The sequence below is a fragment of the Leyella stercorea genome (genome assembly GCF_021531655.1).
The window spans coordinates 1-22,994 of the sequence record NZ_JADYUF010000050.1; the positions used below are offsets into that span (position 1 = coordinate 1).

Sequence of the window (22,994 nt, forward strand, 5' to 3'; positions counted from 1 at the left end):
GTCATATGCCTTGTATGAAGTTTCTGTCCGTTAGGTCAGATGTTTGCCGCCGGCTTCTTTCAGATTCCAACTCGCGGTGGACACCCTTGCTATTGGCTATACAATTCCCGCTATTAGGGCTTGTTAGGGACTTGCACCCATTAGAATAAGCTCATGCCGAGCATACTGAAAATACACCATCACAGCCTTTTGGGGTGTGATGGTGTAATTAGATTACTTCCAGTAGGAACCGTCGTATTCTTCCTCCTAGTCCATCATTTCTGGATAGTCTATATATTCATCGTCATTGCGGATGAGAAGGGTGCTTGCGGCGAGTATCTGGCTCTCAACAGCAATTTCGATAACAGTGATAACCGGTGTTTGATATGTCTTCTTCATATTTTCTTTTACTTTAAATTATATATCGTATATATGTATACCTTTCACTAAGGACCTTATCGGTACGCATTACTTAAGCACAACCTTCTTGCCGTTGTGGATGAACACGCCATGCTGTGGACGCTGCACCTTAACACCCTGGAGGTTGTAGTAGGCATCATCCTTTACAACTGGGTTGTTGGTGATGCCGTCGATTGCGGTAGCGGTGTTGTCAACGTAGACGCGCAATTGGCTCGCGCTTACATTGTTACGACCACCATCAATATACAAGTAGCTCTTGCCAGGAAGTACCCAACCATCGTTTTTCGACTTCACGAATTCGCCATTATACAAGAAGTAGTCCTTGTCGCGGCCTGTAGACCAAAGAGCATCAACACAACCAATAAGCTGGTTGTCTACTGCGTCAAGTTTGGCTTCATTCGAAGCAAGGATAGGCAATGTGTAGGTATTGCCTGCTTCGCCCTTAAGGATAAGACCAGTATGTGCCTTCACTCTCTTAACCTGTGTAAGGGCAACCGCATCATTTGCCTTGTCGTACTTAGCGGTATAAGCTGTCAAACCCTTAACGCCTGAGAAGTCAAGATTGTATGCACTGGTGAATGTTGTCCACTCCTTGTCGGGGGTAATGGAGAAGTTGGAGTCAAAGTTCGTGGTGTTACAAGTATTAAGTCCCTTGAAAGTCTCAAGATAATTTGGCACTACATGCACTGTTGGATTATTTTGGAAAGGAGAACCATAACGTTCTGCATTTGGTTCCTTATCAGATGTAATGTAAACATCTTTAAGGTTATCACATTTAGCAAATGCAGAAACTGCCAAATAGCACTCAAGACCATTTACTACGACAGTTGTTAAGTTGGCATTTTCACTAAATGCTCCTTGCTCAATAGCATTACAGTTTGTTGGTATTACAACATTTTCGAGCTTTGCTTTCTGGAATGCATAATCGCCAATCTTCTGCAAAGAAGATGGAAACGTTATAGAAGCAATGGGTGTAGAGATAAAAGCATTGTTGCCTATATCAGTCAAATCTTTTGGCAACTTGACATCACTAAGGTTTTCACATATAAAGAAACAGCCATTAGGGAGACTTGTTATCTGTGTATTCGACAAGTCAACCGTATTTAATTTGGTATTTTCAAACGCATACTCACCAATACTGTTCAATGTATTAGGGAATGTAACTGCAGCTAAAGGACAGTTCTTAAACACATGATGTCCCAATGTTGTATAACTATCATTAAATGTTACGTTAGATAGAGAGGTACAACCTTCGAACACATTGTTGTGTATCCCCACAACAGTTGAAGGCATAACTATATTATTAAGAGAGGTGCAACCATTAAAGGCATTATCCCAAAAGTTCTCAAGTTTATTAGGCAGCTTTATAGAAGTCAAAGATTTATTATTATAGAACACACCATCCTTCATAATGGTTACATTGGTATTCGACAAATCAACCGACTCTAAGGCTGTACTCTCAAAACACCACTCATTTATATCGGTCAAACCAGCCGGTACATTATTGATGGTCTTAAGGCTTGAGCAATTTTTAAAGGCATGGTCGCCAATCCATTTTATTTGCGAGCCTTCCTCAAAAGTAATGCCTGTTATATTGGTATTTTCACTGAAACCTTTCTTCTGGTCGGTTGCCTCAGAAGAATAATTCCCTAATCCACATACAGCTGTTACGGTATGTTTGCCGCCATTAATATATACTTCTTTCTTGAATGTAATATCACCCTTTGCACCGTCATCACCGATAACGATACATTGACCATCCTTCATCAAGCCATATTTTACACCATCTATGGTTTCGTAGGACTGGGCAAAGGCATTAAGTCCACCAAACAGGGACATCAATGTCAAAGTAAAGTAAACTCTCTTCATAATAAGATGCTTTTAAAGATTTATTTTTTAGTTATCTACAATTTATTATTTGGATCTATTTAGTAATACCATTAACATGTTTTTCACTGCAAGCGTTTACACTAAACGCTTGCAGTGAAAATCATTATAGAGCCTTAAGCGAAACGGCAAAGCCGCCGCCACGTGCCTCATCCACCTTTATGGTCTGTCCACGCTTAACGGTTTGACGGGTTATGACGTATGCCTTAGGGTTCTTCTCGTAGTCGGCATCGGGCGCATCCTTGTATATAGTGCACTCGTAACGGCGACCCGGGTCGAGGAAGTCGAGCTTTACAACGGCACGGTGTCCGTTCTCATCACACTTGCCGCCAACAAACCAGTTGTCCGTACCCTTGGCCTTGCGTGCCACTGTGATATAGTCGCCAGGCTCTGCCTCGATGTATCGTGAGTCGTCCCAATCTACCGCCACGTCGCGTATAAACTGGAAAGCATCGTCGTACTTGGCATAGTTCTCGGGCAGGTCGGCAGCCATTTGCAACGGCGAGTACATCACAAGATACAGCGCAAGCTGTCCGCAAAGCGTTGTGTGTACATACGATTTGGACCCTTCCTTCCATGTTCCGATCTGCGTCTCAAGTATGCCCGGGGTATAATCCATTGGTCCGCCCTGCAAACGTGTGAACGGCAGGATAACCGTATGGTCGGGATTATTGCCCGCGAATTTCTCGTACTCGGTACCTCTTGCCGACTCGTTGCCTACCAAGTTGGGCCATGTGCGGCACAAACCGGTGGGACGTGTAGCCTCATGCGCGTTCACCATAATATGATGTTTGGCAGCCTCGGTTACGCAGTAGAGGTAGTGGTTGTTCATTATCTGCGAGTAGTGGTGCTCGCCTCGTGGAATGATGTTGCCCACATAGCCGCTCTTTACGGCGTCGTAGCCGTAGCGGTTCATAAGCTTATAGGCTGGCTCGAGGTAGCGCTCGTAGTTCATAACCGACCCCGACGTCTCGTGGTGCATCATCAGCTTCACGCCCTTAGAGTGGGCATAGTCGTTGAGAGCCTTGATGTCGAAGTCGGGATAAGGTGTCTGGAAGTCGAACACATGAAACTTTGAGTGTCCGAACCAGTCTTCCCAACCTTCGTTCCAACCCTCAACCAGCACCTCGTCGAGTCCGTTCTTGGCGGCAAAGTCGATGTACTGGCGCACACGCTCGTTGGTGGCACCATGTCTGCCGTTAGGCTTAACCTTGGTATAGTCGGTCTCGCCGAGCACCACGGATGGCAGCTCGTCGGTGTACGACCACGACTTATTGTCGCAAATCATCTCCCACCACACGCCGCAATACTTCACGGGGTGTATCCACGAGGTGTCTTCTATCTTGCAAGGCTCGTTGAGGTTGAGCGTAAGCTTGCACGAGAGCATGTCTCGGGCATCGTCGCTTACAAGCACCGTGCGCCACGGCGAGGTGCGCGGTGTCTGCATATATCCCTTGAAACCCTGGCTGTCGGGGGTGAGCCACGACTCGAACACCATATTCTTATCGTCCAGATTGAGGTGCATTGTGGGATAGTCCACACACGCTGCCTCATGCAAGTTGATGTAAAGACCGTCGTCGGTCTTCATCTGCAGCGATGTCTGCACACCCGTTTCGGAGAACTGTGTCTGCGACGCATTGTCCGAGATAGACGACCGGAAGAGCTTGCGTATCTCCGAGAGACGCGATGTAACGGTGCTGTACTCCTGCGTGTCATAGTCGCCGGGCAACCACCAAGCCTTGTGGTCGCCGGTAAGCGCAAACTGTGTATGCTCCTCCTTTACAAGGAAGTAGGCATTGGTTTGCTGCGGAAACTCGTAGCGCAGACCCATACCATAATCGTATACACGGAAGCGGAGGTTCATCAAGCGGCCTGTACGGTCTTGCTTAAGGGCAACAAACAGCTCGTTATAGTTGTTGCGTATGTCCTTGGTCTCGCCCCACACGGGCTGCCATGTCTCGTCAAACGTGCTCGTTTGTGTTGTCTGCACGCTGAATCCGTCCATCAGGTTGTCGGCAGCAATAAGTTCGTAGCCAAGGGTAGACGGCTTAATAACCGTCTTACCCTTGTACGTCAAGCTGTACTGTGGCTGCCCCGAAGGCGTAAGCTCCACATGCAGCTTTACCTTGCCGCCAGGTGATTGGCAGTCGAAGGCAAAGCCGGTGGCTACAGCCAACAACGAAATTATCAACAAAAGAAACCTTCTCATTATATCTGTCTTATTTTATTTACTCCGATTTTGTGGCAGTCATAGTCATGTTCTTAACGTCAAGTGTAATGGTGTAAGTGCCTGCCTCGGCTGCCGAAACTTTCCACTTGTAGTCGCGAGTGTCGGGGTACTTAACGAGCATGCAGGCTGAATGAGACAGACCCACACCGGGCTCGGTAGGCATAATATAGTCGCATTCAAAGCCGTTGTTGATGCTGAGCGGGAACTTCATCTCGCCTTCCTTAAGGGCGATTGTTGCGGTGTAGGTGTTGTCGTCTACCTTGTCAAACTTAACCGAGTTTGGGATGGACCAACCATTAGGTGTGGCATCGCCAACGGCGTAGACGTCGTTGAAATGATACTGAGCCTCGCCTCCAGGCACAACCACAACGTCGTCGCCTGTTACCTCTTCCCAGTTGGTTATGCCTGCTCCCTCTATCTTAACGCCGGTAGCTGTGAACGTAACGTTGTACACATACTTCTTGCCCGGCTCAAACTTAACGTCGGCAGAGATGGCTGCCTTGTACACCTTACCGTTGTGCTCGAACTCGATGTTGCGTGTTGCGGCATCGTTGCCATCAATGTTAGGCAGCACGATAGCCTCAACATAGCGGTAACTCGAACCGTCTGCCGAGCGCATCTCCACCTCCTTCTTGGTGTCGCCAGACACCATACTAAGCTCGTCGGCAAAGGCGCTGTACGACACCTTGGTGTACATACCCTTGAGGTAAGCCTTGAGGTCGGACAGCGAAGAGCCGTCCTCGGCAGTGGCCTTCATAAATATCTTTGTAAGCTTATGCTTGAAGTTGAGCACAGCCTGTGGCGCATCGGCGCTCACACCCGCTGCCTTTGCACCAAGAAGGTCTATGAGAGCCTGGTTGTCCTGCTTCTGCACATCAAGCTCCACCACGCCAGCTGCAGCTGTAGTGCTGTACGGATAGTAAGCCACAACGTCCACCTTGCTGCCGTCGTCGGGCAGGCTGGCAGCCTTTTCAGCAGGTGCAAAGTTGGCATTTGCCGCACTGCCTTCTGTCAGGGTGTTGCGGTAGGCAAGGTTGTCGGCGGCATCAATGTCGGTTGTACCAGCCTTAAGGGTGTATATACCAATCTGGTCGCCGGCGTTCCACTGGTCGTCAAAGGCACGTGTCTGCGGCAAGGCGATGTTGGCAACAACCTGCAACTGGGCGTTCTTGGTATCGTTGCCGTTTACTTCTTCATTGCTGCAAGAGGCAAGGGTCATAGCTCCTGCCATTGCAAAAAGCATAAATGATGACTTGTTCATAATCTGTATTTTTAGTTATTTTTGTTCTGTTATTGTTTTGGTGTATCTCTATAAGAGATTTGTCGGTGTGCGTTTAGGGCTTATTGGCATACGTAAGGAGTGATAACGCCCATGTCAACAATGGTCCAGTTGGTTACAGATGGGTTCAATCCGTCCACACTTACCTTGCCTCCAATGTCAATGGTAGAGTGAGAGCCGTCGTTGAAGTTGGCTACAAAGCTGCCTATCGACGTCTCAAGACGCTGCTGTGTACCGTCCGATAGGAACAGCACAAACTGCACGGTTACATCCTTGCTGAGGTCGAGCGCAAAGACATTGAAGGATGCCGTTATTGTTCCTGTCGTGGCATTGACACTGAAGTCGGACACAGCCTCAACCGCAGTAGACGCAATGGATGTGTACATATTGTATGTTGCCATTGCTTTGGAAAGGATGGCGTAGCCTCCCTGCACCACTGCGCTGCCGTCGGTAGACGTAACTTTGGCCTTAAGCGACACATTGAGCTGTCGTGTTGCCTGCTGCATGGGCAGCGTCAGACTTGTCTTGTCGCCCGTAAGCGATGTTACAGTCTGCGCTGCACAGTAGAAGGTGGAGGGTGTTCCGCTTATTGCTTCGGCATTGCCTGTGCTGTGCGAGGCTGCCTTAACCGTGGCTATGCCGTCGTTTACGTCAACCCCCAACACCGGGACGTATGCCAAGAACGTATAGTCGCGGTTCGACTTAAGCTCCATCTGATATGTGTCCGACGCTACGTTGTAGTTGTCGCCGTTGACAGAGAGCACGTACTGCTGTGGCCGTTGCTGTGCATCTATGCCGCTCCAGTCGGTGTGTATGTCCACCAATGTGCGTGGCAGCACTATCGGGTCGGGCAGTTCGTCGCCACATGATGCCATGCTTAGGAGCGTGGTGCAGAGCACGGTGCCTAATGCTAAGGTTTTAAGGTTATGGTTCATATCCTTGGAGTGTATTGTTAATTTGTTCTACTTTCTGTTTATAAGCCTTGGCTTTAGCTTGCCGGCCGAAGGCTTAGTTTATACGGCGAGGCAGAGCCTTCATGCCCTTGACATCCGCCTTGGATGCCTTGACGATGCTAATGGCAAATCCGCCACCCGACGCAGAGGTTATATCCACTACCGACTTGGCGTCTACCACACCTTTCTTTATTATGTATGCCTGCGGATTGGTGTCCCAGTTGGCATCCTTTGCGTCTGCATATACGGTAGCGATGTACTGTGTGTGCGGTTCGAGGAAGTTGAGTTTGAGCACAGAGCGGTGTCCGTTCTCGTCCACTGTAGAGCCTACATACCAGTCGCCGGTATGCTTTGCACAGCGTGCCACGGTGATATAGTCGCCTGGCTCAGCCTCAAGATATTGCGAGTGGTCCCAGTCTACGGGCACCTGCTTTATAAACTCGAAGGCATCGGCAAACCTCTCGTACGATTCGGGCACATCCGCCACCATCTGCATAGGCGAGTACATGGTTAGGTACAGAGCCAGCTGTCGGCACAGCGTGGTGCGTGCCTTGCCGTGGTTGCTGCCCTTATAGTAGCTCAGGTCGGTCTGGAAGATACCGGGGGTGTAATCCATCGGACCTCCCATTAGGCGTGTGAAGGGCAGAATGGTGGTATGGTCGACGGGGTTTCCGCCCATTGCCTCAAACTCGGTACCGCGTGCCGACTCCTGCGCCAACCAGTTGGGCCAAGTGCGGCAAAGACCTGTTGGACGTACCGCCTCGTGCGAATCGACCATCACCTTATAGTCGGCGGCACGCTCTGCCACGTGCAGATAGTGGTTTACCATCCACTGCGACGAGTGGTTTTCCGACCTTGGTATCACCTGTCCACAATATCCTGTCTTTACGGCGTGATAGCCATTGTCTACCATAAACTGCAGAGCGCGGTCGAGCTGTACATCATAGTCGGCTGCATTGGCAGCCGTCTCGTGGTGCATGACAAGCTGCACGCCCTTTGAGGCGGCATACTTGTGAAGCCCGTCCACATCAAAGTCGGGGTAAGCGCGGTCGAACCTGAACTGCCTGTTGCGCAAGTAGGCTTCCCAGTCTTCCCATCCTTCGTTCCATCCCTCAACCAGCACTCCCTCTATGCCATGCTTTGCGGCAAAGTCGATGTAGCGCTTAACGTTGGCAGTATTGGCTGCGTGGTGTCCGTGCGGCTTAAGCTTGGTATAGTCGGTTATGCCCGGTTTGGCAAATGGGGCGTCGGCATAGCTCCACGAGCCTCCCGAGCCGTTGAACATCTCCCACCATACACCGACAAACTTCATCGGCTTAATCCACGACGTGTCGGCTATCTTGCACGGCTCGTTGAGGTTAAGTATGAGCCTTGAGGCGAGTATGTCGCGTGCGTCGTCGCTCACAATAACGGTTCGCCAAGGCGATGTGCAGAGGGGCAAGAGGTAGCCCTTGTCGCCCTGCTTGTCGGGAACGAGATTGGATGTAAGCACCAAGTTGCGGTCGTCGAGGTCGAGTTCCATACAGGCATAGTCTACAAGTGCCGCCTCGTGGATGTTGATGTACAGTCCGTTGCCCTTCAGCATGAGCGGTGTCTGCACCACGAGGTCGCCCTCTGCCTTGCCTTCGTAGCCCTTGTGGGCAAGCGATTGTTTCGTGAACTCGGTGCGTAGCTGCGACAAACGTGCCGTTGTATACGTGAACTCCTGCGTGTCGTAGTCGCCAGGCAGTGCAAAGGCGGTGTAGTCGAAGCCGAGATTAAACTCGGTCAACTCGTTCTTCAGCACAAACTTGCGCAGCGTTTGCTGCTCGGGAAACTCGTAACGGAAACCCAATCCGTCGTCGAACAGACGGAAACGCACATCGAGCTGACGTGTGGAAGAGGGTTGATAGAAGTGTACAAGCATCTCGTTATAGTTGTTGCGCACTGCCGACTGTTCTCCCCACACCGTGTTCCAGGTTTCGTCCTTCGACTGTCGTTCGACGCTTTGCAGCTCCATATTGTCCTTCATGCCACCCTCGTTCTTGATGTCCATGCCCAACCGGCTCTGGTGTATCACTACCCTACCCTTATAAGATAAGGTGTAATAGGGTATGCCGTCCTTGCAGTAGGTGTTGAGCACAAACTGCCTGTTGGGCGACATAAGCTCCTCGGCAGCTGCCCCAAGCGACGTAACGAGTATGGCGATAAGCATCAGTATCTTCTTCATAATATCTATGTCAAAGTGTTGTTGTATGTTTACTTTATCTCCACTCTACTGCTTGCTGAGCCTTACCACCTTGCAGCCGTGGGCGGGCAGCGTGACGCTAATCTCGCCGGACGTGCCCACATCCTCGTGGAGCCAGAGGTCGCGCATCTTCATCTGCCCGGTGATGCCGAGCTGCGAGAGGCCGATGGTGCGCTGCTGGGGGGTGTCCTCACGGTTGAAGAGGCCTACCACCCAGTCACCGTTCTTCATCTGTCCGTACCAGATCTGGCTGTTGGGACTGCTGAGGTCGTCGCTCAGGGGTTGGCCCACGAAGCCGTCGGCATTGAGGGCGAGCATCTCCTTGTTCTGGGCGAACTTAAGGAGTGAGGGCAGGTCGTAGTTGCGCGCCGACGCGTCGATGGGGTTGTCGGCAATGGCCACGGGGCCTCCGGCCATGAGCTGCAGGCTGATGGACGACATGCGCTCCTCGTCGTTGCTGAACGTGTTGAGGCGGATGAAGTCGCCGTCGGGTATCATCTTGCCGCGGCCGGTGATGTGCGACCAGTGGATGAAGCCGTCGAACTCGTTGTGGCAGGTGGGCCAGCCGTTGAACACGCCGCCGCGCAGGCGGCCTGACGTGTGGTCCCAGCCACCCCCGAAGGTGTCGGCCACGATGCGCGCCATGTTCATGTATTTCTTCTCGTACTTGGCGTCGTTGTACATGTTCGGCATCACGATGGAGGTGAACACCCCGTACTTTGCGGCCGACTCGCTGATGTACTTCAGGGCCAGGCGGTACTCGTCGCGCCCATAGCCGCGTCCGGCCATGCCGCCGGCGCCGGAGGCATCCTCGAAGAGGCACATGAAGTCCATGCGGATGAAGTCAACGCCGAGGTTGTGATAGTACTTGAAGAAGCCGTCGATATAGTCGCGCGCGCCCTTGTGGCTGGGGACAACCCAGTTGAATACGTCGCCCCTGTCGGGATACATCACATTGTCGCGGTCGATGGCGTCGTTGTAGTGCAGGTCCTTGAACGTGGCGCCCGAGGTGCCGACGACGGCTGTCTCGTCGGGGCCGTGGAGCCAGAGCGGATTGTCATAGACACCGAGCCTCAAGCCGCGTTCCTTGCACCAGGCGGAGAGGTCCTTGAGCTTGACGCCGCCGTAGCTGGTCATGTAGCCGCCCAGATCGGGGTTGGTGGGGTCATCGTCCTTGTTGTAGTACATCGACATGAAGCCGTCGGTGCAGATCATGTTGTAGCCGTAGGGCAGCAGGTTGGCAGCCTGCCAGTCGAGCCACTGCTTCCACTGCGACTCGTTGAGCGAGCGGTCGGTGTTCTCCTGCTCGCGCGTCCAGCAGTACTCATACACCGAGCAGTAGAGCGGTGCTATCTTCTGTACTGTGGGGTCGGTGCCGGGATTGGGGTTGACCGAGGTCGTATCCTTCTCATAATAGGAGGCCGGCAGTGTCCAGTCGGTTTCCTCGCTTGTCTGCTTGCAGCTGGCGAAGCCCGACAGGATAAGGAAGAGACTCAGGGTCATTAATGCTATATGCTTGCTGTTTATCATTGTCGTATCGTTCTTGAATAAAGTTCATACTTATTTGCCTGTGGTCTCCTTGAAATAGACCTTGCGGTTGACCACGTCCACCTTAATCTGATAGTAGCCTGCCTTGGTGATGTACCACTTGCGGTCGGGCTGTCCGCCGCCGGAGTTGTCGACGAAGGTCAGCTGGTTGCCGCCCTCGGCAGGCCGCTCGCCGAACGAGGCGGCGCTGTAGTACGGCACCTCCCACTTGTCGCTGCGGATGAACGGGAACTTGATCTCGCCCTTGGTCAGACTGCCCTCCCACGTGAGGCAGTTGGGGTCGGCGGCATAGTTGTAGTGCAGCGAGTTGGCATTGGAGATGGTCCATCCGCACGGCGTGGCGTCGCCCACGAGGTAGAGCTTCATGTCGTTGGCGACAAGGCGCTTGCCCTCGAGCATCTTTGCATACTGGGCGGAGAGGTCAACGCGCTCGCAGACTATCGTGCGCCTGTTGAAGTCAAGGGTGATGCGGTAGTCGCCGTCGGCGGGCACATTCCACTTGTAGTCGTGCATCGTGGAGTTGGCGGCGGTGACGTACTCTATGGCTCCCGTTCCCGTAATGTCCTTGCCAGCCTCGGGCGCCATGATGTAAGGCACCTCAAACTTGTTGGCGTTCTGCATGGGGAACTTCAGCTCGCCCTGCTTGAGCGGGCCCTCATAGACGAAGATGCCCTCGTCCTGCTTGTACATCGGTGCCAGGTCGCCCAAGTTCCATCCGTACGGCGTGGCGCTGCCCAGCATCCATACATTCTCCGTATTGATGCGGCTCACGCTGACCGTCATATCCTCCAGGTCGGCCGTGACGGTGTACAGGCCGTCCTCACTCACATGAAGCGGCTCGGCGCCGCCATTGCCAAGCTCGTCATATACCAGCGTATAGGCATTGCCCTTGGTGCCATAGAACGGCACGTCGGCATAGCGGTCGGGGGTGAGCTTGAAGTCGCCGGCATTGAGGAAGCCGGTCCACGTGTAGCCGTTGTCCATGCCCACGTCCATCTTCACCGCATCGGCCAGGCTGCTGCCGGCCGGGTTGGCGGTGCCGCAGATGTAGAGCTCGTTCTTTGGCTGGTCATACGGCGTGACCGACAGCGTCAGCGAACTGGTCTCGGGCAACTGGTAGGTGGCTGCCTCGGGCTGCATGGCGATGAGCTTGACCGATACGGAGCTCGGCGTGCCGGCCACGCCGTTCCAGTCGGACAGCATGCGGTTGAGCTGTGCCGTGGTGAGCGCGTACGACCGCGCCTCACTGGCCAGGCGCACCGTGTCGGTGGTGTAGGTGGACGACCCCTCGATGCCCATCTCGATATAGTAGGCCACGTCGCCCGAAAGGTTGGAGGCCGCATTCCACGTGAACGTCACGGCCGTGTCCTGCGCCTTGTCAGCGGTCAGGGTGATGGCCGAGTCGGGCGTGCTGCGGAGCTGCATGACATCCTCCGGCCGGTCGAGAGTATAGGGGTTGTCCTCGGAGTTGCAGGCCGTGAAGCCGGCAACCGTCGCCAGGAGGAGAAATATATGTAATAGCTGCTTTTTCATTTTCTTGTCTTATATAAAAATGTTGTCGATTACTTGCTCAACTTGTCCCAATAGGGGTTCTGCACCAGCTTGGGGTTCTTGTCGATTTCCGACTGATGGATGGGGAACCAGTAGTAAGCCTTGCGGTAGACGCGCGTGATGTAGGGCTTGCGCTGATAGAAGCTCGAGGCGTCCTTGCCGTCGAAGTTCATGCCGTAGAAGTCGCCCGACAGTGTGGTCTCGGCCTCCTTCCAGCGGCGCAGGTCGTCGTAGCGCGTGCCCTCGGCACAGAGCTCCACGCGGCGCTCGGCATGGATGAGCTTGCGCATGGCATCCTGGTCGGCGAGGTTGACGTGGATGTAGTTGTTGTCGGTGGCGCCGGTGGTGTACTGGCGCACGCCGGCACGCTCACGGATCTTGTTGAGATAGGTGAGGATCTCCTGGTTGCCCGGGGCGCACTCGTTGAGCGCCTCGGCATAGCTGAGATATGCCTCGGCCAGGCGGTAGATGATGCCCGGACGGTAGTTGTAGGAGCCCTGCTTGATGTTGTCCTTCGGATTGACGCGCTTGCGCATCAGGTAACCGTTCTGCGGGGCGTCGTGAGTGTGGTTGTTGTCGGCGCCGCCGTTGAAGAAGTTGTACTGGCGCTTCTCAGAGGGGAAGTAGGCGCCGCTGAAGTTCACCGTCACATAGAAGCGCGGCTCGCGGTGGCAATACATGTTGTAGGTGCCCTGCTTGGTGATGCAGTTGCCGTTCTCGGTCTCGAACTTGGTGCCTGAGCGGTGCTCGTCGGCCCCGGAGAAGCCTTTCTCCTCATACTTTGAGTCGGGATCGGTGATGGGCAGTCCGTTCTCCATGAAGAAGGCGTCAACCAGACTCTGGGTCACGCCGAAGCCGCCATTACCGCCTGAGCCGTTGGGCGTGGCGTTGCGCTCATAGTTCTGGTAGTTGACCGACGGGCGGGCAAAGAGTATCTCGGTGTTGCCGGCATCCTCGCTCTTGAGGAAGGCGTTCTCATAAGAGAGGAACGGGTCGATGGTGGTCTTGCTGTCGTCGGCATACTCGATGTAAAGCTTGTGGCCTGAAGCCTCGGCCTTGTCGATGAGGTCCTTGCAGGCGTCAGCCGCCACACGCCACTTGTTGGCGTCATACTGGGTACTGAACAGGTGTTCGCCGTTGGCATTGACGAAGTTGGCATAGTCGCTGTTGCCGTTGACCAGCGGACTGGCGTCGAACAGCAGCATGCGGGCGCGGATGGCCAGGCACATCAGTGAGGTGATGCGGCCGTATTTCTGCGACTCGCTGTAGCGGGCCGGCAGGATTTTGGAGCAGGCCAGCATCTCGTCGGAGCACCACTTGATGACATCCTCGTAGGGGGTCTGCGTCTCCATCATGTCGGAAAGCGAGGCATTGACGGGCCACACGTAGTCGGGCTTGAAGGGAATGGGGCCGTAGGTGTTGGCCAGCAGGTAATAGTAGTAGGCCTGCATGAAGCGGCACTCCGTCTTCATATAGGTCATCTCACGCTCCGAGATGTCCTGGTCGGTGAGGGCGTGCGCCTTCTCGCGGAAGATGTTGGCCTCGCGGATGCGCTGCGGCAGCAGGGCCCAGTAGTTGCCGTTCCAGTCGCTGGCAGGCGTCCACTCGCCCAAAATCATCGGGATAATCTGGTTGCCGAACTGGCGGTAGCGCTCAGGGATGGTGGCGTCGTCGCCAAGTATCATCCAGCCCAGGTCGAAGACGTAACCGTCGTAGCAGTCGGGAATGGCAGAATAGACATTGGCGAGCCACTGCTCCACATGTGTCTTGTCATTGAACACATTCTCCATGTCCAGTTCCGTGTCCGGCTCCTTGTCGAGGAAGTCGGAGCAGGAGGTGAGGAGCGGCAGACAGGCTGCCAGTATGATAATGTATGATTTGATACTTTTCATGACTATTGTTTCTTATTAGATAATACCTTATTTGTTCCAGGCAATCAGAAGGTAAGGTCCATTCCGATCATGACCGACCGCATGGACGGATACTTCAGACCGTCGGACGTGGAGAGCTCGGGGTCCCACAACTTGAATTTGGAGAGGTAGAACAGGTCGTTGCCGCTCACATAGAAGCGGATGTTCTTGCCGTAAATCTTGTTGCTCCAGGCCTGGGGCAGGGTGAAGCCTATCTCGATCATCTTCAGCCTGAGGAAGCTCATGTTCTTCTTCCACCAGGTGGAGGCGACGTTGTTGTTGGGGTTCTCGGTCGACGAGAGTCTCGGCCAGAACACGTTCTGCGAGGGGTTGTCCTCGGTCCAGCGGTCGTTGTAGTTGGAATAGATGTTGCCCAGCACGCCCTGTCCGCTTCCGGGGATGAAATAGCTGTTGCTGCCGATGATGCGGTAGGCGTCGCCCGTGCCCTGGAAGAAGAAGTTGAAGTCGAAGGCCTTGTATTTCACGTTTCCGCCGAAGCCATAGACGATGCGCGGGTCTGAGGTGCCGCCGATGTAGCCCTCATCTTGGTCGGTGATGAGTCCGTCGCCGTTCATATCCTTGTACTTGATGTCGCCGGGGCGCACCTTGGCGCCGAGCTGCGGCTGCGGCTGGTCGGCCTTCACGTTGCCGTCGGCGTCGAAGTCGTCGGCCGTGTAGAGGCCCAGGGCCTGATAGCCCCACAGCGTGTTGATGCTGCGGCCCGTGATGGAGCGGTAGGTACCCTTGACGCTCTCGGGCTCGTCCTTCTCAACAATCTTGTTGCGGGCATAGGTGAAGTTGCCGTGGGCACTGAGCTCCAGGTCCTTGTTGATGCGCTTGTGATAGGTGACGGAGGCGTCGAGGCCATGGTTGTCCACCTTGCCGTAGTTGGCCCATGGACTGTTGATGTAGCCCACCTGCGTGGGTATCGTACTGCGCTGCATGAAGATGTTGGTGCGGTGCTCCTTGAAGAAGTCAACCTGCACGTTGAGGGCATCCCACAGTCCCACCTCAAGGCCGACATTTGCCTTCACTGAGGTCTCCCATGTGAGGTCCGCGACACCGTAGTCGCCCTCCTGGATGCCACCACGGTAATAGTCGCCCTTGTAGCCCCAGTTGTAGCCGGAGGCATTGCTGTTGATGGTCGTGATGTAGGCGAAGCGGCGTCCGCCGATGTCGTCATTGCCGAGCTTGCCGACCGAGGCCCTCAGCTTCAGCAGGTTGACGGTGGAGCGCAGGGGAGCCATGAACTTCTCCTCGGAGATGACGTAACCTAAGGCGATAGACGGGAAGAAGCCGTAGCGGTGACCCTTGGCAAAGTTCTCTGAGCCGTTGTAGCCGAAGTTGAACTCGCCGATGTAGCGGTTGTCGTAGGTATATGACAGGCGTCCTGCGATGCCCTGTGTGCGCTTGGACTGCACGTCGCCCCAGTCGTAGCTGCGCTGGTTGTAGAGGAACAGGGCGTTGACGCTGTGCTTCTTGGCGAACACGTGGTCGTACGACAGCGAGCCTTCAAGGTAGGTGCTCTGGTTGCCGAAGTTGCCGTTGCTCGAATGTGACAGCACGTCGGTGCCGTATTTCAGAATGGAATGCACGAGGTTGCCCGAGGCGTCGCGCGAATGCGCCACACTGTAATAGTCGGGCGTGCGGCCGCGCGTGACGAAGTTCTCGCTGTAGTTGTCAAACGAGAACACCACCTTGGCCTTCAGGCCTTTGAGCAGCATCTTCAGGTCCTGCTCCACCGAGAACAGCGACTGTATCTGCGCATGGCCGCTGCGGTAGTAGCCCTGCTGCGTGCTCATGGCCCAGGGGTTGTAGCGCTCTACCGAGGCGATGGGGATGGTGCCGTCGGAATAACGTGTGGGATGGACGTAGGGCGGGGTCTCAAAGGCTTTGGAGAAGACCTCGTCGGTGCCACTGTTCGACTTGCGCAGGTTCTGCAGATAGCCGCCGATGTTGAAGCGCAGCAGGGTCGTCGGCGTGAGGTTCAGGTCGACGTTGGCGCGCATGTTGTAGCGGGTGAGCTTGCTGCCCGTGTCGTAGTCGAGCGTCGGGTCGGTCTCCATGATGCCGTTCTCGTGATAAATCGAGGCTGTCAGCGAGTAGCGGAGTATCTTGGTGCCGCCCGAGACGGTCATGTTGGCGCGCGTCGAGTAGGCATAGTCCTTGGTGATGGCGTCGATCCAGTTCACGTTAGGATAGAGGTCACGGTCGTAGCCCGTATAGGTCTTCAGCACCTGGTCCTTGGAGAACATGCCCGGATTGAGCTCGTTGAGGAGGTTCATGTATTCGGCGGCGCCCACAAACTGCGGCAGTTTGGTAGGCGTCTGGATAGACTGCTCCACACGGAAGTTGACCGACGGCTTGGCCACCTCGCCGCGCTTGGTGTTGATGATGATGACACCATTGGCGCCGCGCACACCGTACATGGCGCTGGCCGAGGCATCCTTCAGTACTGAGAACGACTCTATCTCGGCCGGGTCGATGTCGTTCAGGCTGCGCTCCACGCCGTCAATGAGCACCAGGGGCTTGCTGCCGCTGCCGAAGGTGGAGATACCGCGAATCCAGAAGTTGGAGTCGTCATATCCCGGCTCGCCCGACGGCTTCACGGCAATGATGCCCGCCAGCTGGCCGGCAAGGTTGTTGCTTAGCGAGCGGCTTGAGCCGACCTGCAACTTGCCGGGGTCGAGGGTCTGTATAGAGCCTATAACCGACAGCTTCTTCTGGTTGCCGTAGCCCACAACCACAACCTCGTCGGTAGCCACGGCATCCTCCTTTAATTGTATATTAAAGTTGATGTCGCTGCCTACACGCACCTCCTGCTGCTTGAAGCCGAGGTAGTTGAACACCAGCACCGAGTTCTTGGACGGCACACTGATGTAGAAGTGGCCGTCGATGTCGGTTATTGCCGCGTCCTTGGAACCCTTTACGGTGACGCTCACGCCTATAAGCGGACTGTTCTCGCCATCGACAACAGTACCACTGACCTTTATGCCCTTTTGCTGTTGCTGGAGCATGAAGGCTGGTGCAGCCGTTGCCGGCACGAGCGGAGCCGATGCCATAGGCGCTAACATTACGGAGTATAATAAGGAATGCCTTATATTCATAATGTAAGTGGTTTTTAATTAATTGATGTTGTTTAATGTTTTTTGCAAAGTTATCACTTTTAAGTATACGCAAGAACAGTGTATCACAAAAATACAAACGTTTCACAAGGTGTTTTTCACTGGTTTTCAATGGGTTAGATTTTTCAGTGGTAACATAAAATACAAATGCCGTACAAGTAGATGCTTGACTCTCGTCAAGCATCATTCTATGCGCAGCACCTGGTTTTCAAAGTCGTCGGGGCATAACGAGCGCAGGCGGATGCGCGAGCGGTACGAATAGACAGTCTGCTTTGAGCAGCGCAGAAAGGAGGCTATCTTCTCATTCTCCACAATGCCAAGACGCATCAAGGCATAGATGCGCAGCTCGGTGCTGAGCCTGCCCTCGTGCTTGGGCTGTATCGACTCTTCGGGGCGAAGCAAGGCATTAAACGTGGACACAAAGCTCGGGAATATCTTGAGGAAGATGCGGTCGAAGTCTTCGAAGAACTCTTCTACCTCGTCGTCGATAATGGTCTTCGACTTTAGCTTGCGGTACAGCTCGCTCACCATGCCTGCAGCGGCAAGCTTGTTGAGCGAGCGGCGGTATGCCTCAAGCTTGTCGATGTACGACGAGCACTTCGACATAAACTCCATTATGTATATGTTCTTAATCTTATTTGCCTCGCCAAGGGAGGCGTTCGACTCACGAAGCCTACTGTTGGCGTCGTTGAGCTGCTCGTTCGTAAAGGTTATCTGGGTATTGAGCGAGTTGAGCTTGCTGTTCATCTCGGCAAGGCTCTCGTTCGACTTAAGCAGCTGTCGGCGTGCCTGGGCTATGCGTCTGAGCTGCTTGTAGGTGTAGAACACCATGCACACAAGCATCAATAGCAGCACCACAACGACCGCCAAGCCCACTGTAAGGTGGCGACGCTCGGCTGCCTTCATGCTGTCGTAAGAATTGTCGATAATGGGCAGCACGTCCGACACCTCGAATATGCGAAGCTTGGCGTTGCACTCGGTGGCATCCTCAAGCGACTTACGCATATAGCGGTAGGCTCTGTCCACATCGCCCTCCTCATATAATATGGTGGCGAGGCGGCGCAAGGAGATATATTCGCGCACGCTGTGCTTGATGTCGGATATTGCCGACATTATGAGATACTGCTTCACACGCTCCGTATCGTCTACCTTGTCGTATATATCGGCGATGGCGTAGGCTATGTATCCCATGTCGCGGTTGTTGATGTCAAGGTTTTCGTAAGCCTTGACAAGAAGGTGCAAAGCATCGGTGTATTTGTGGCGTGTGGTAAGAAACTCGGCATCGTCCCATATCGATTTCGTGGTTTGAAGGTTGCGCAGGGAGTCGCGATAGCCCACACGCAGTTGCTCATAATAATCTTTCTGGGCTTTGGTAAGGGCTGTCAGGCGCTTTGCCTCGTACAACTCGCCGTACAAACTGTAGTAGTAGGTCTGCACACCGGTCGACATCAAGGGTCGGTCTAACGATTGCAGCTGGCGAATGGCAGCAATATAGTCGCCGTTCTTAATCAATATGGCTGCAATGTCGAGCTGTGAAAACTGCACCTCCTTCTGGTTGCCGATGCGATACGCCACTTGCAGCTTGCGGTCGGCATAGACGTAAGCCGAATCGAGCACAAACTGCTTGTACATAAAGAAGAGCTGCCGGGTAAGGTCCAGTCGGTCGGCATCGTTGGTTGCTCGGCTCAGCTTCTGCTTAGCCTTGGCAATGCGTTGCTCGTACAGACGGTTGTACACGTTGCTGCTGTCTATCACGCGGTCGAGGTCGGCAAGGGTTGGTCGCCAGTGGCGTGGGGAGGCAGGGGCTGCCGTTATGGTTGCCGCAAAGGCAACGCCTAATAGAATAGTGGTTATCAGTCGATACATTACAAATATAGTTTTTCGGTTTATGATAGCGCAAAGTTACTCAAATGTATTGTAGCGGCAAAGGAGTTGGGGAGTTAATGTTCGTGTAATGAACGTATAATATTCTATCGTGTAATTAGCGTTAATGTTTTATCGTGTAATTGGCGTTAATGTTTTAATCGTATATTGGACGTTAATGGGCTACGAGGAGCGTCGCCGCCTCGGCGACGTAAGCATACGTAAGAGGGTCAATATTGACTATTGACCCTCATCCTACGGCTACATTCGACAATAAGGTGTAGTAGCCTATGATGTTTGACAACAATAAAGCGCAGAAGACAACGGTATCTACTCCCCTCCCTGCGGGGGAGGGGTCGGGAGTAGGGCTTTTTATTTTATTGCAAAAAAATAGCGGAAACAGAAATCACTTCTGCTCCCGCCCATGTGTTTTTCCCGATTTTAAAAAACTAACCATTTTGAACTAACTATACTAAAACAACAATCTTAAATGTCTAATCTATTTCCTTCGCTTGGAATGCTATTTACTAACCTAATTCTACTAAAACCTGAACTATATCTTTATTACCTATGACAGACTTTGAAAAAACATCCATTACCTATTATAGATCTGAAGCTTTACAGCTCATATATGTTTGTCTCCTTTTTACATTGCAAAGGTAGTAACAATCCAAGGTTTCGGCTTTAATTAATCGTTCCTACAGTTGAAGAATTGATACATGCAACAAAAATGCAACGAAAAATATATTTTTATATTCATTTTTCTGTATCTTTGCAAATAAAAGGACTCCTTTTACACTCAAAAAGGGCCCCTTTTACACTTCAAAAGGACTCCTTTTGCACCCGAAAAGGACTCCATTTGCAATGCAAAAGGACCCCTTTTGAAAGGCTACAGCCAAAAGGCAGCCCGACTTCGACATAAACAACCACATAATCACACTATAAAGCTAACAACAAAAACCGTAATGAACCAAATGCTTCGTATGTTCTACAAATTTGTGCTCTTGCTCATGCTACCGTTGATAATGTCGTGTGGTGGCACGGGAAAGAAGCATTATGTCATAGCCGTATCACAATGTTCGGAAGACGTATGGCGAGAGAAACTCAACGAGGAATTGCGCATCGCTGCATTATATTATAATAATGTAGACCTGAGAATCAGGTCGGCATACGACGACGTGAAGCTACAGACCGAACAAATCAACAACTTTGTCGACGAGGGAGTGGACCTGCTCATCGTCGCTCCGGGCCAGGTGACAATATCACCTGCCATCGACCGGGCATACGAAAAAGGAATACCAGTGATAATATTCGACCGAAGGACACGCTCCGACAAATACACCGCATATATCGGCGCCGACAACAAGGAGATAGGCAGTTCGATGGCTGAATATCTGGCAGGCACTCTGACGGGTGGCGGACGCATTCTGGAACTCTGCGGACTCTCTACCTCCTCGCCCGCCATCGAGCGTCAACAGGGATTCGACAGCGTAGTGGCCACCCGGCCGGGACTGGAAATAGTGGCACGGACCCACTCCGACTGGACCGAGCAGGGCGCCTACCGAACCATGGACTCGCTGCTGTCAAAACCACATCCGCAGTTCGACTGCCTCTTCGCACACAACGACCGAATGGCTATGGGAGCCAGACGTGCCGCCGCCAAGCACGGACTCGACATCAACAGCATACAGTTCTGCGGCATCGACGCTATGCCACAAAAGGGAGGCGGAATGCGACTCGTCACCGACGGCACTCTATTCGCATCATACATATACCCCACACGAGGCGACGAGGTGATGCAACTCGCCATGAACATTCTGACAAAGAAGGACTACAAGCGCGAAAACCAGCTCTCGTCGGCACTCGTGACACGCGACAACGCACGAGTACTGCTCATGCAGAACGACGAAACGGCACGACAGCAGGACCACCTCACCACCCTGCGCTCGCGCGTAGACCAGGCTGCCAGCGATTTCAACACCCAACGAATATATCTGCTCATACTCATCGTGTTCGTAGTGCTGCTCATCATGGCATGCGCCTTCGCAATACGTGCATACGTGGCAAAAGCCCGCATCAACAGCCGTCTGCACGACTCTATGCGCAAGCAGAAGGCCATGACCGAGGAGATGGAGCGCATGACGCAGACACAGCTGCAATTCTTCACCAACGTCAGCCACGAGCTGCGCACACCGCTCACACTCATCGCCGGACCTGCCGACCAACTGCTTGAAGACCCTTCGGTGCGCGGACAACACCGCTCTATGGTGCAGATGATTCAGCGCAACACGCGCATACTCATCCAGCTCGTGGGCGAGATTCTCGACTTCCGCAAGGTGCAGAACAACAAGGCTACGCTTCGACTCAACCGATTTGCCATCGACAAGGAACTGGCCACTTGGGCAGAAGACTTCCGAGCAGCGGCTGCAAGACGCAAGATAACTATCATTGTGATTACCTCCGGTGCTGCCGGCAACGACTCCCCGGCAACTACAGACGAAAACATCGTCATTGCCGACCGCGACAAGATTGAGCACGTCTACTTCAATCTGATGTCCAACGCTCTGAAGTACACACCCGAGGGAGGATGCATCACCACCACCGTGGAGCATTCCGACCATCACTTCACCATCACCGTGAGCGATACGGGCAAGGGCATCGACCAGAAAGAGCTGCCCCATCTGTTCGAACGCTTCTATCAGGCGCAAGGCTCTATAGGCGGCACAGGCATCGGTCTGTCGCTCGTCAAGGCTTATGTCGACATGCATCAAGGCACCATAGATGTAACGAGCCAACCCGGCAAAGGCACCTCGTTCATAGTCAGCATGCCCGACACACAGCCCGGCTACGACCCGTCGAAAGACGTTCAGACCACACCGAGAATTGAGGACAAGAACCTCGTCGACGACAACTATGTGTCGGTAGACATCGACGCAAATGCCGCTACCGAGCGCATCACCAATGCCGAGGACTTCGACAACGAACGCCCGCTGGTGCTCATCATCGACGACAACAACGGCATGCGTGCCTATCTGCGCTCAATACTGAAGGATAAATACAACGTTTCGGAGGCTGCCGACGGCAAGCAGGGACTGGAGAAGGCGTGCCGTGAGATTCCGAAACTGATAATCTGCGACGTGATGATGCCCGTAATGGACGGACTGGAATTCACACGACAGCTCAAGCAGAATATGGCTACAAGCCATATCCCCGTAATTCTGCTCACAGCACGGTCGCTGGCAGAACAGCGCGAAGAGGGATACGACACAGGTGCCGACTCTTACCTCACCAAACCATTCTCCGGTTCGGTGCTACTGGCTCGTGTAGACAACCTGCTGCGCAACCGCACTATGCTGCGCTCACTCTTCTCAGGCGACAAGAAAGAGGAGGCTGCCGAGGAACAGTTGGGGTCGCGCGACCAGACTTTCATCAACCGTCTGCGCAACTCCATCCGCCAGAACATGGGCGACTCAGACTTCACCGTAGAGCGTCTCGGCGAGGAAGTGGGACTCTCACGCGTACAACTCTATCGTAAGGTGAAAGCGCTGACGGGTCAGACTCCGGTAGATCTGCTGAAAAAGGCGCGCCTTGAACGGGCACGCCTTCTGGTTGAGAAGACTGACAAATCCATCTCTGAAATAGCATACGAAGTAGGATTCACCGCTCCGTCGTATTTCAACAAATGCTTCAAGGACGAATTCGGAACAAGTCCGGGGGCGCTGAGGGAGCAAGGCTCGAAATTGTAGTATTGGGAATAAGTGTGCAAAAAATAACATCCAACACTTCAACTTGGCTTCATCGTTGGACTACGAGCTGTTACCTGTATGAGTATTATGTTGATGATAAGACATACGAGGGAAATTCTCTCGTTGAGGAAGGGGATGTCAGCAAAATAGGAACAACAATTCAAATATTATACTTGAATTGGCTTCCATGGTTCAATAGACCTATACTCAAGTTTCGGATTTAGACTTTGAGGTTGAATTTATTGTATAAAAAAGGCTTTGAGTATTTCCGTATGT

The 22,994-nt window shown here is 53.2% G+C and carries 12 protein-coding genes and 1 pseudogene; 1 reads left to right on the top strand and 12 read right to left on the bottom strand.

The features are described from left to right. Positions 1-246: 246 nt before the first annotated feature. The 12 genes and pseudogenes from I6E49_RS14490 to I6E49_RS12195 all read right to left on the bottom strand — a co-directional run bounded on the left by I6E49_RS14490 (position 247) and on the right by I6E49_RS12195 (position 18,975). On the bottom strand, positions 247-378 hold the full coding sequence (locus I6E49_RS14490; RefSeq protein ID WP_262911554.1) for a hypothetical protein: 132 nt from the start codon (positions 376-378) through the stop codon (positions 247-249). A gap of 69 nt (positions 379-447) precedes the next feature. Continuing rightward, on the bottom strand, positions 448-2,268 hold the full coding sequence (locus tag I6E49_RS12150) for a leucine-rich repeat domain-containing protein (protein WP_235402582.1): 1,821 nt from the start codon (positions 2,266-2,268) through the stop codon (positions 448-450). A gap of 124 nt (positions 2,269-2,392) precedes the next feature. Then, a complete protein-coding gene (locus I6E49_RS12155; RefSeq protein ID WP_235402583.1) occupies positions 2,393-4,495 on the bottom strand; it encodes a glycoside hydrolase family 97 protein in 2,103 nt (700 codons plus the stop codon). Positions 4,496-4,514: 19 nt separating this feature from the next. Further along, the gene (locus tag I6E49_RS12160; protein ID WP_235402585.1) at positions 4,515-5,777 is read right to left on the bottom strand and encodes a fimbrillin family protein; all 1,263 of its coding nucleotides are present in this window, start codon (positions 5,775-5,777) and stop codon (positions 4,515-4,517) included. An 80-nt stretch (positions 5,778-5,857) separates the two neighbouring features. Further along, positions 5,858-6,730, bottom strand: coding sequence for a FimB/Mfa2 family fimbrial subunit (locus I6E49_RS12165; RefSeq protein WP_235402586.1), 873 nt, complete (start codon positions 6,728-6,730; stop codon positions 5,858-5,860). A 73-nt stretch (positions 6,731-6,803) separates the two neighbouring features. Continuing rightward, on the bottom strand, positions 6,804-8,957 hold the full coding sequence (locus tag I6E49_RS12170; RefSeq protein ID WP_235402587.1) for a glycoside hydrolase family 97 protein: 2,154 nt from the start codon (positions 8,955-8,957) through the stop codon (positions 6,804-6,806). Between the two features lie 45 nt (positions 8,958-9,002). Beyond that, a complete protein-coding gene (locus I6E49_RS12175; protein WP_235402588.1) occupies positions 9,003-10,505 on the bottom strand; it encodes an alpha-galactosidase in 1,503 nt (500 codons plus the stop codon). Positions 10,506-10,535: 30 nt separating this feature from the next. Then, a complete protein-coding gene (locus I6E49_RS14760; protein WP_235402594.1) occupies positions 10,536-11,519 on the bottom strand; it encodes a SusF/SusE family outer membrane protein in 984 nt (327 codons plus the stop codon). Positions 11,520-11,684: 165 nt separating this feature from the next. Beyond that, positions 11,685-12,056, bottom strand: a pseudogene (locus I6E49_RS14765) (SusE domain-containing protein); the annotation flags it as partial. A 29-nt stretch (positions 12,057-12,085) separates the two neighbouring features. Continuing rightward, positions 12,086-13,966: a RagB/SusD family nutrient uptake outer membrane protein gene (locus I6E49_RS12185; protein WP_235402589.1), complete on the bottom strand. Its 1,881-nt coding sequence runs from the start codon at positions 13,964-13,966 to the stop codon at positions 12,086-12,088. A gap of 44 nt (positions 13,967-14,010) precedes the next feature. Then, entirely contained in the window at positions 14,011-17,046 is a 3,036-nt protein-coding gene (locus I6E49_RS12190; RefSeq protein WP_235402590.1) for a SusC/RagA family TonB-linked outer membrane protein, read from the bottom strand. A 246-nt stretch (positions 17,047-17,292) separates the two neighbouring features. Next, complete coding sequence (locus I6E49_RS12195) at positions 17,293-18,975, bottom strand: DUF6377 domain-containing protein (protein WP_235402591.1); 1,683 nt, start codon at positions 18,973-18,975, stop codon at positions 17,293-17,295. A 980-nt stretch (positions 18,976-19,955) separates the two neighbouring features. Here I6E49_RS12195 and I6E49_RS12200 point away from each other — a divergent pair. Beyond that, positions 19,956-22,718 carry a substrate-binding domain-containing protein gene (locus I6E49_RS12200; protein WP_235402592.1) on the top strand — a complete coding sequence of 921 codons (2,763 nt, stop codon included), beginning with the start codon at positions 19,956-19,958 and terminating at the stop codon, positions 22,716-22,718. Positions 22,719-22,994 lie beyond the last annotated feature (276 nt).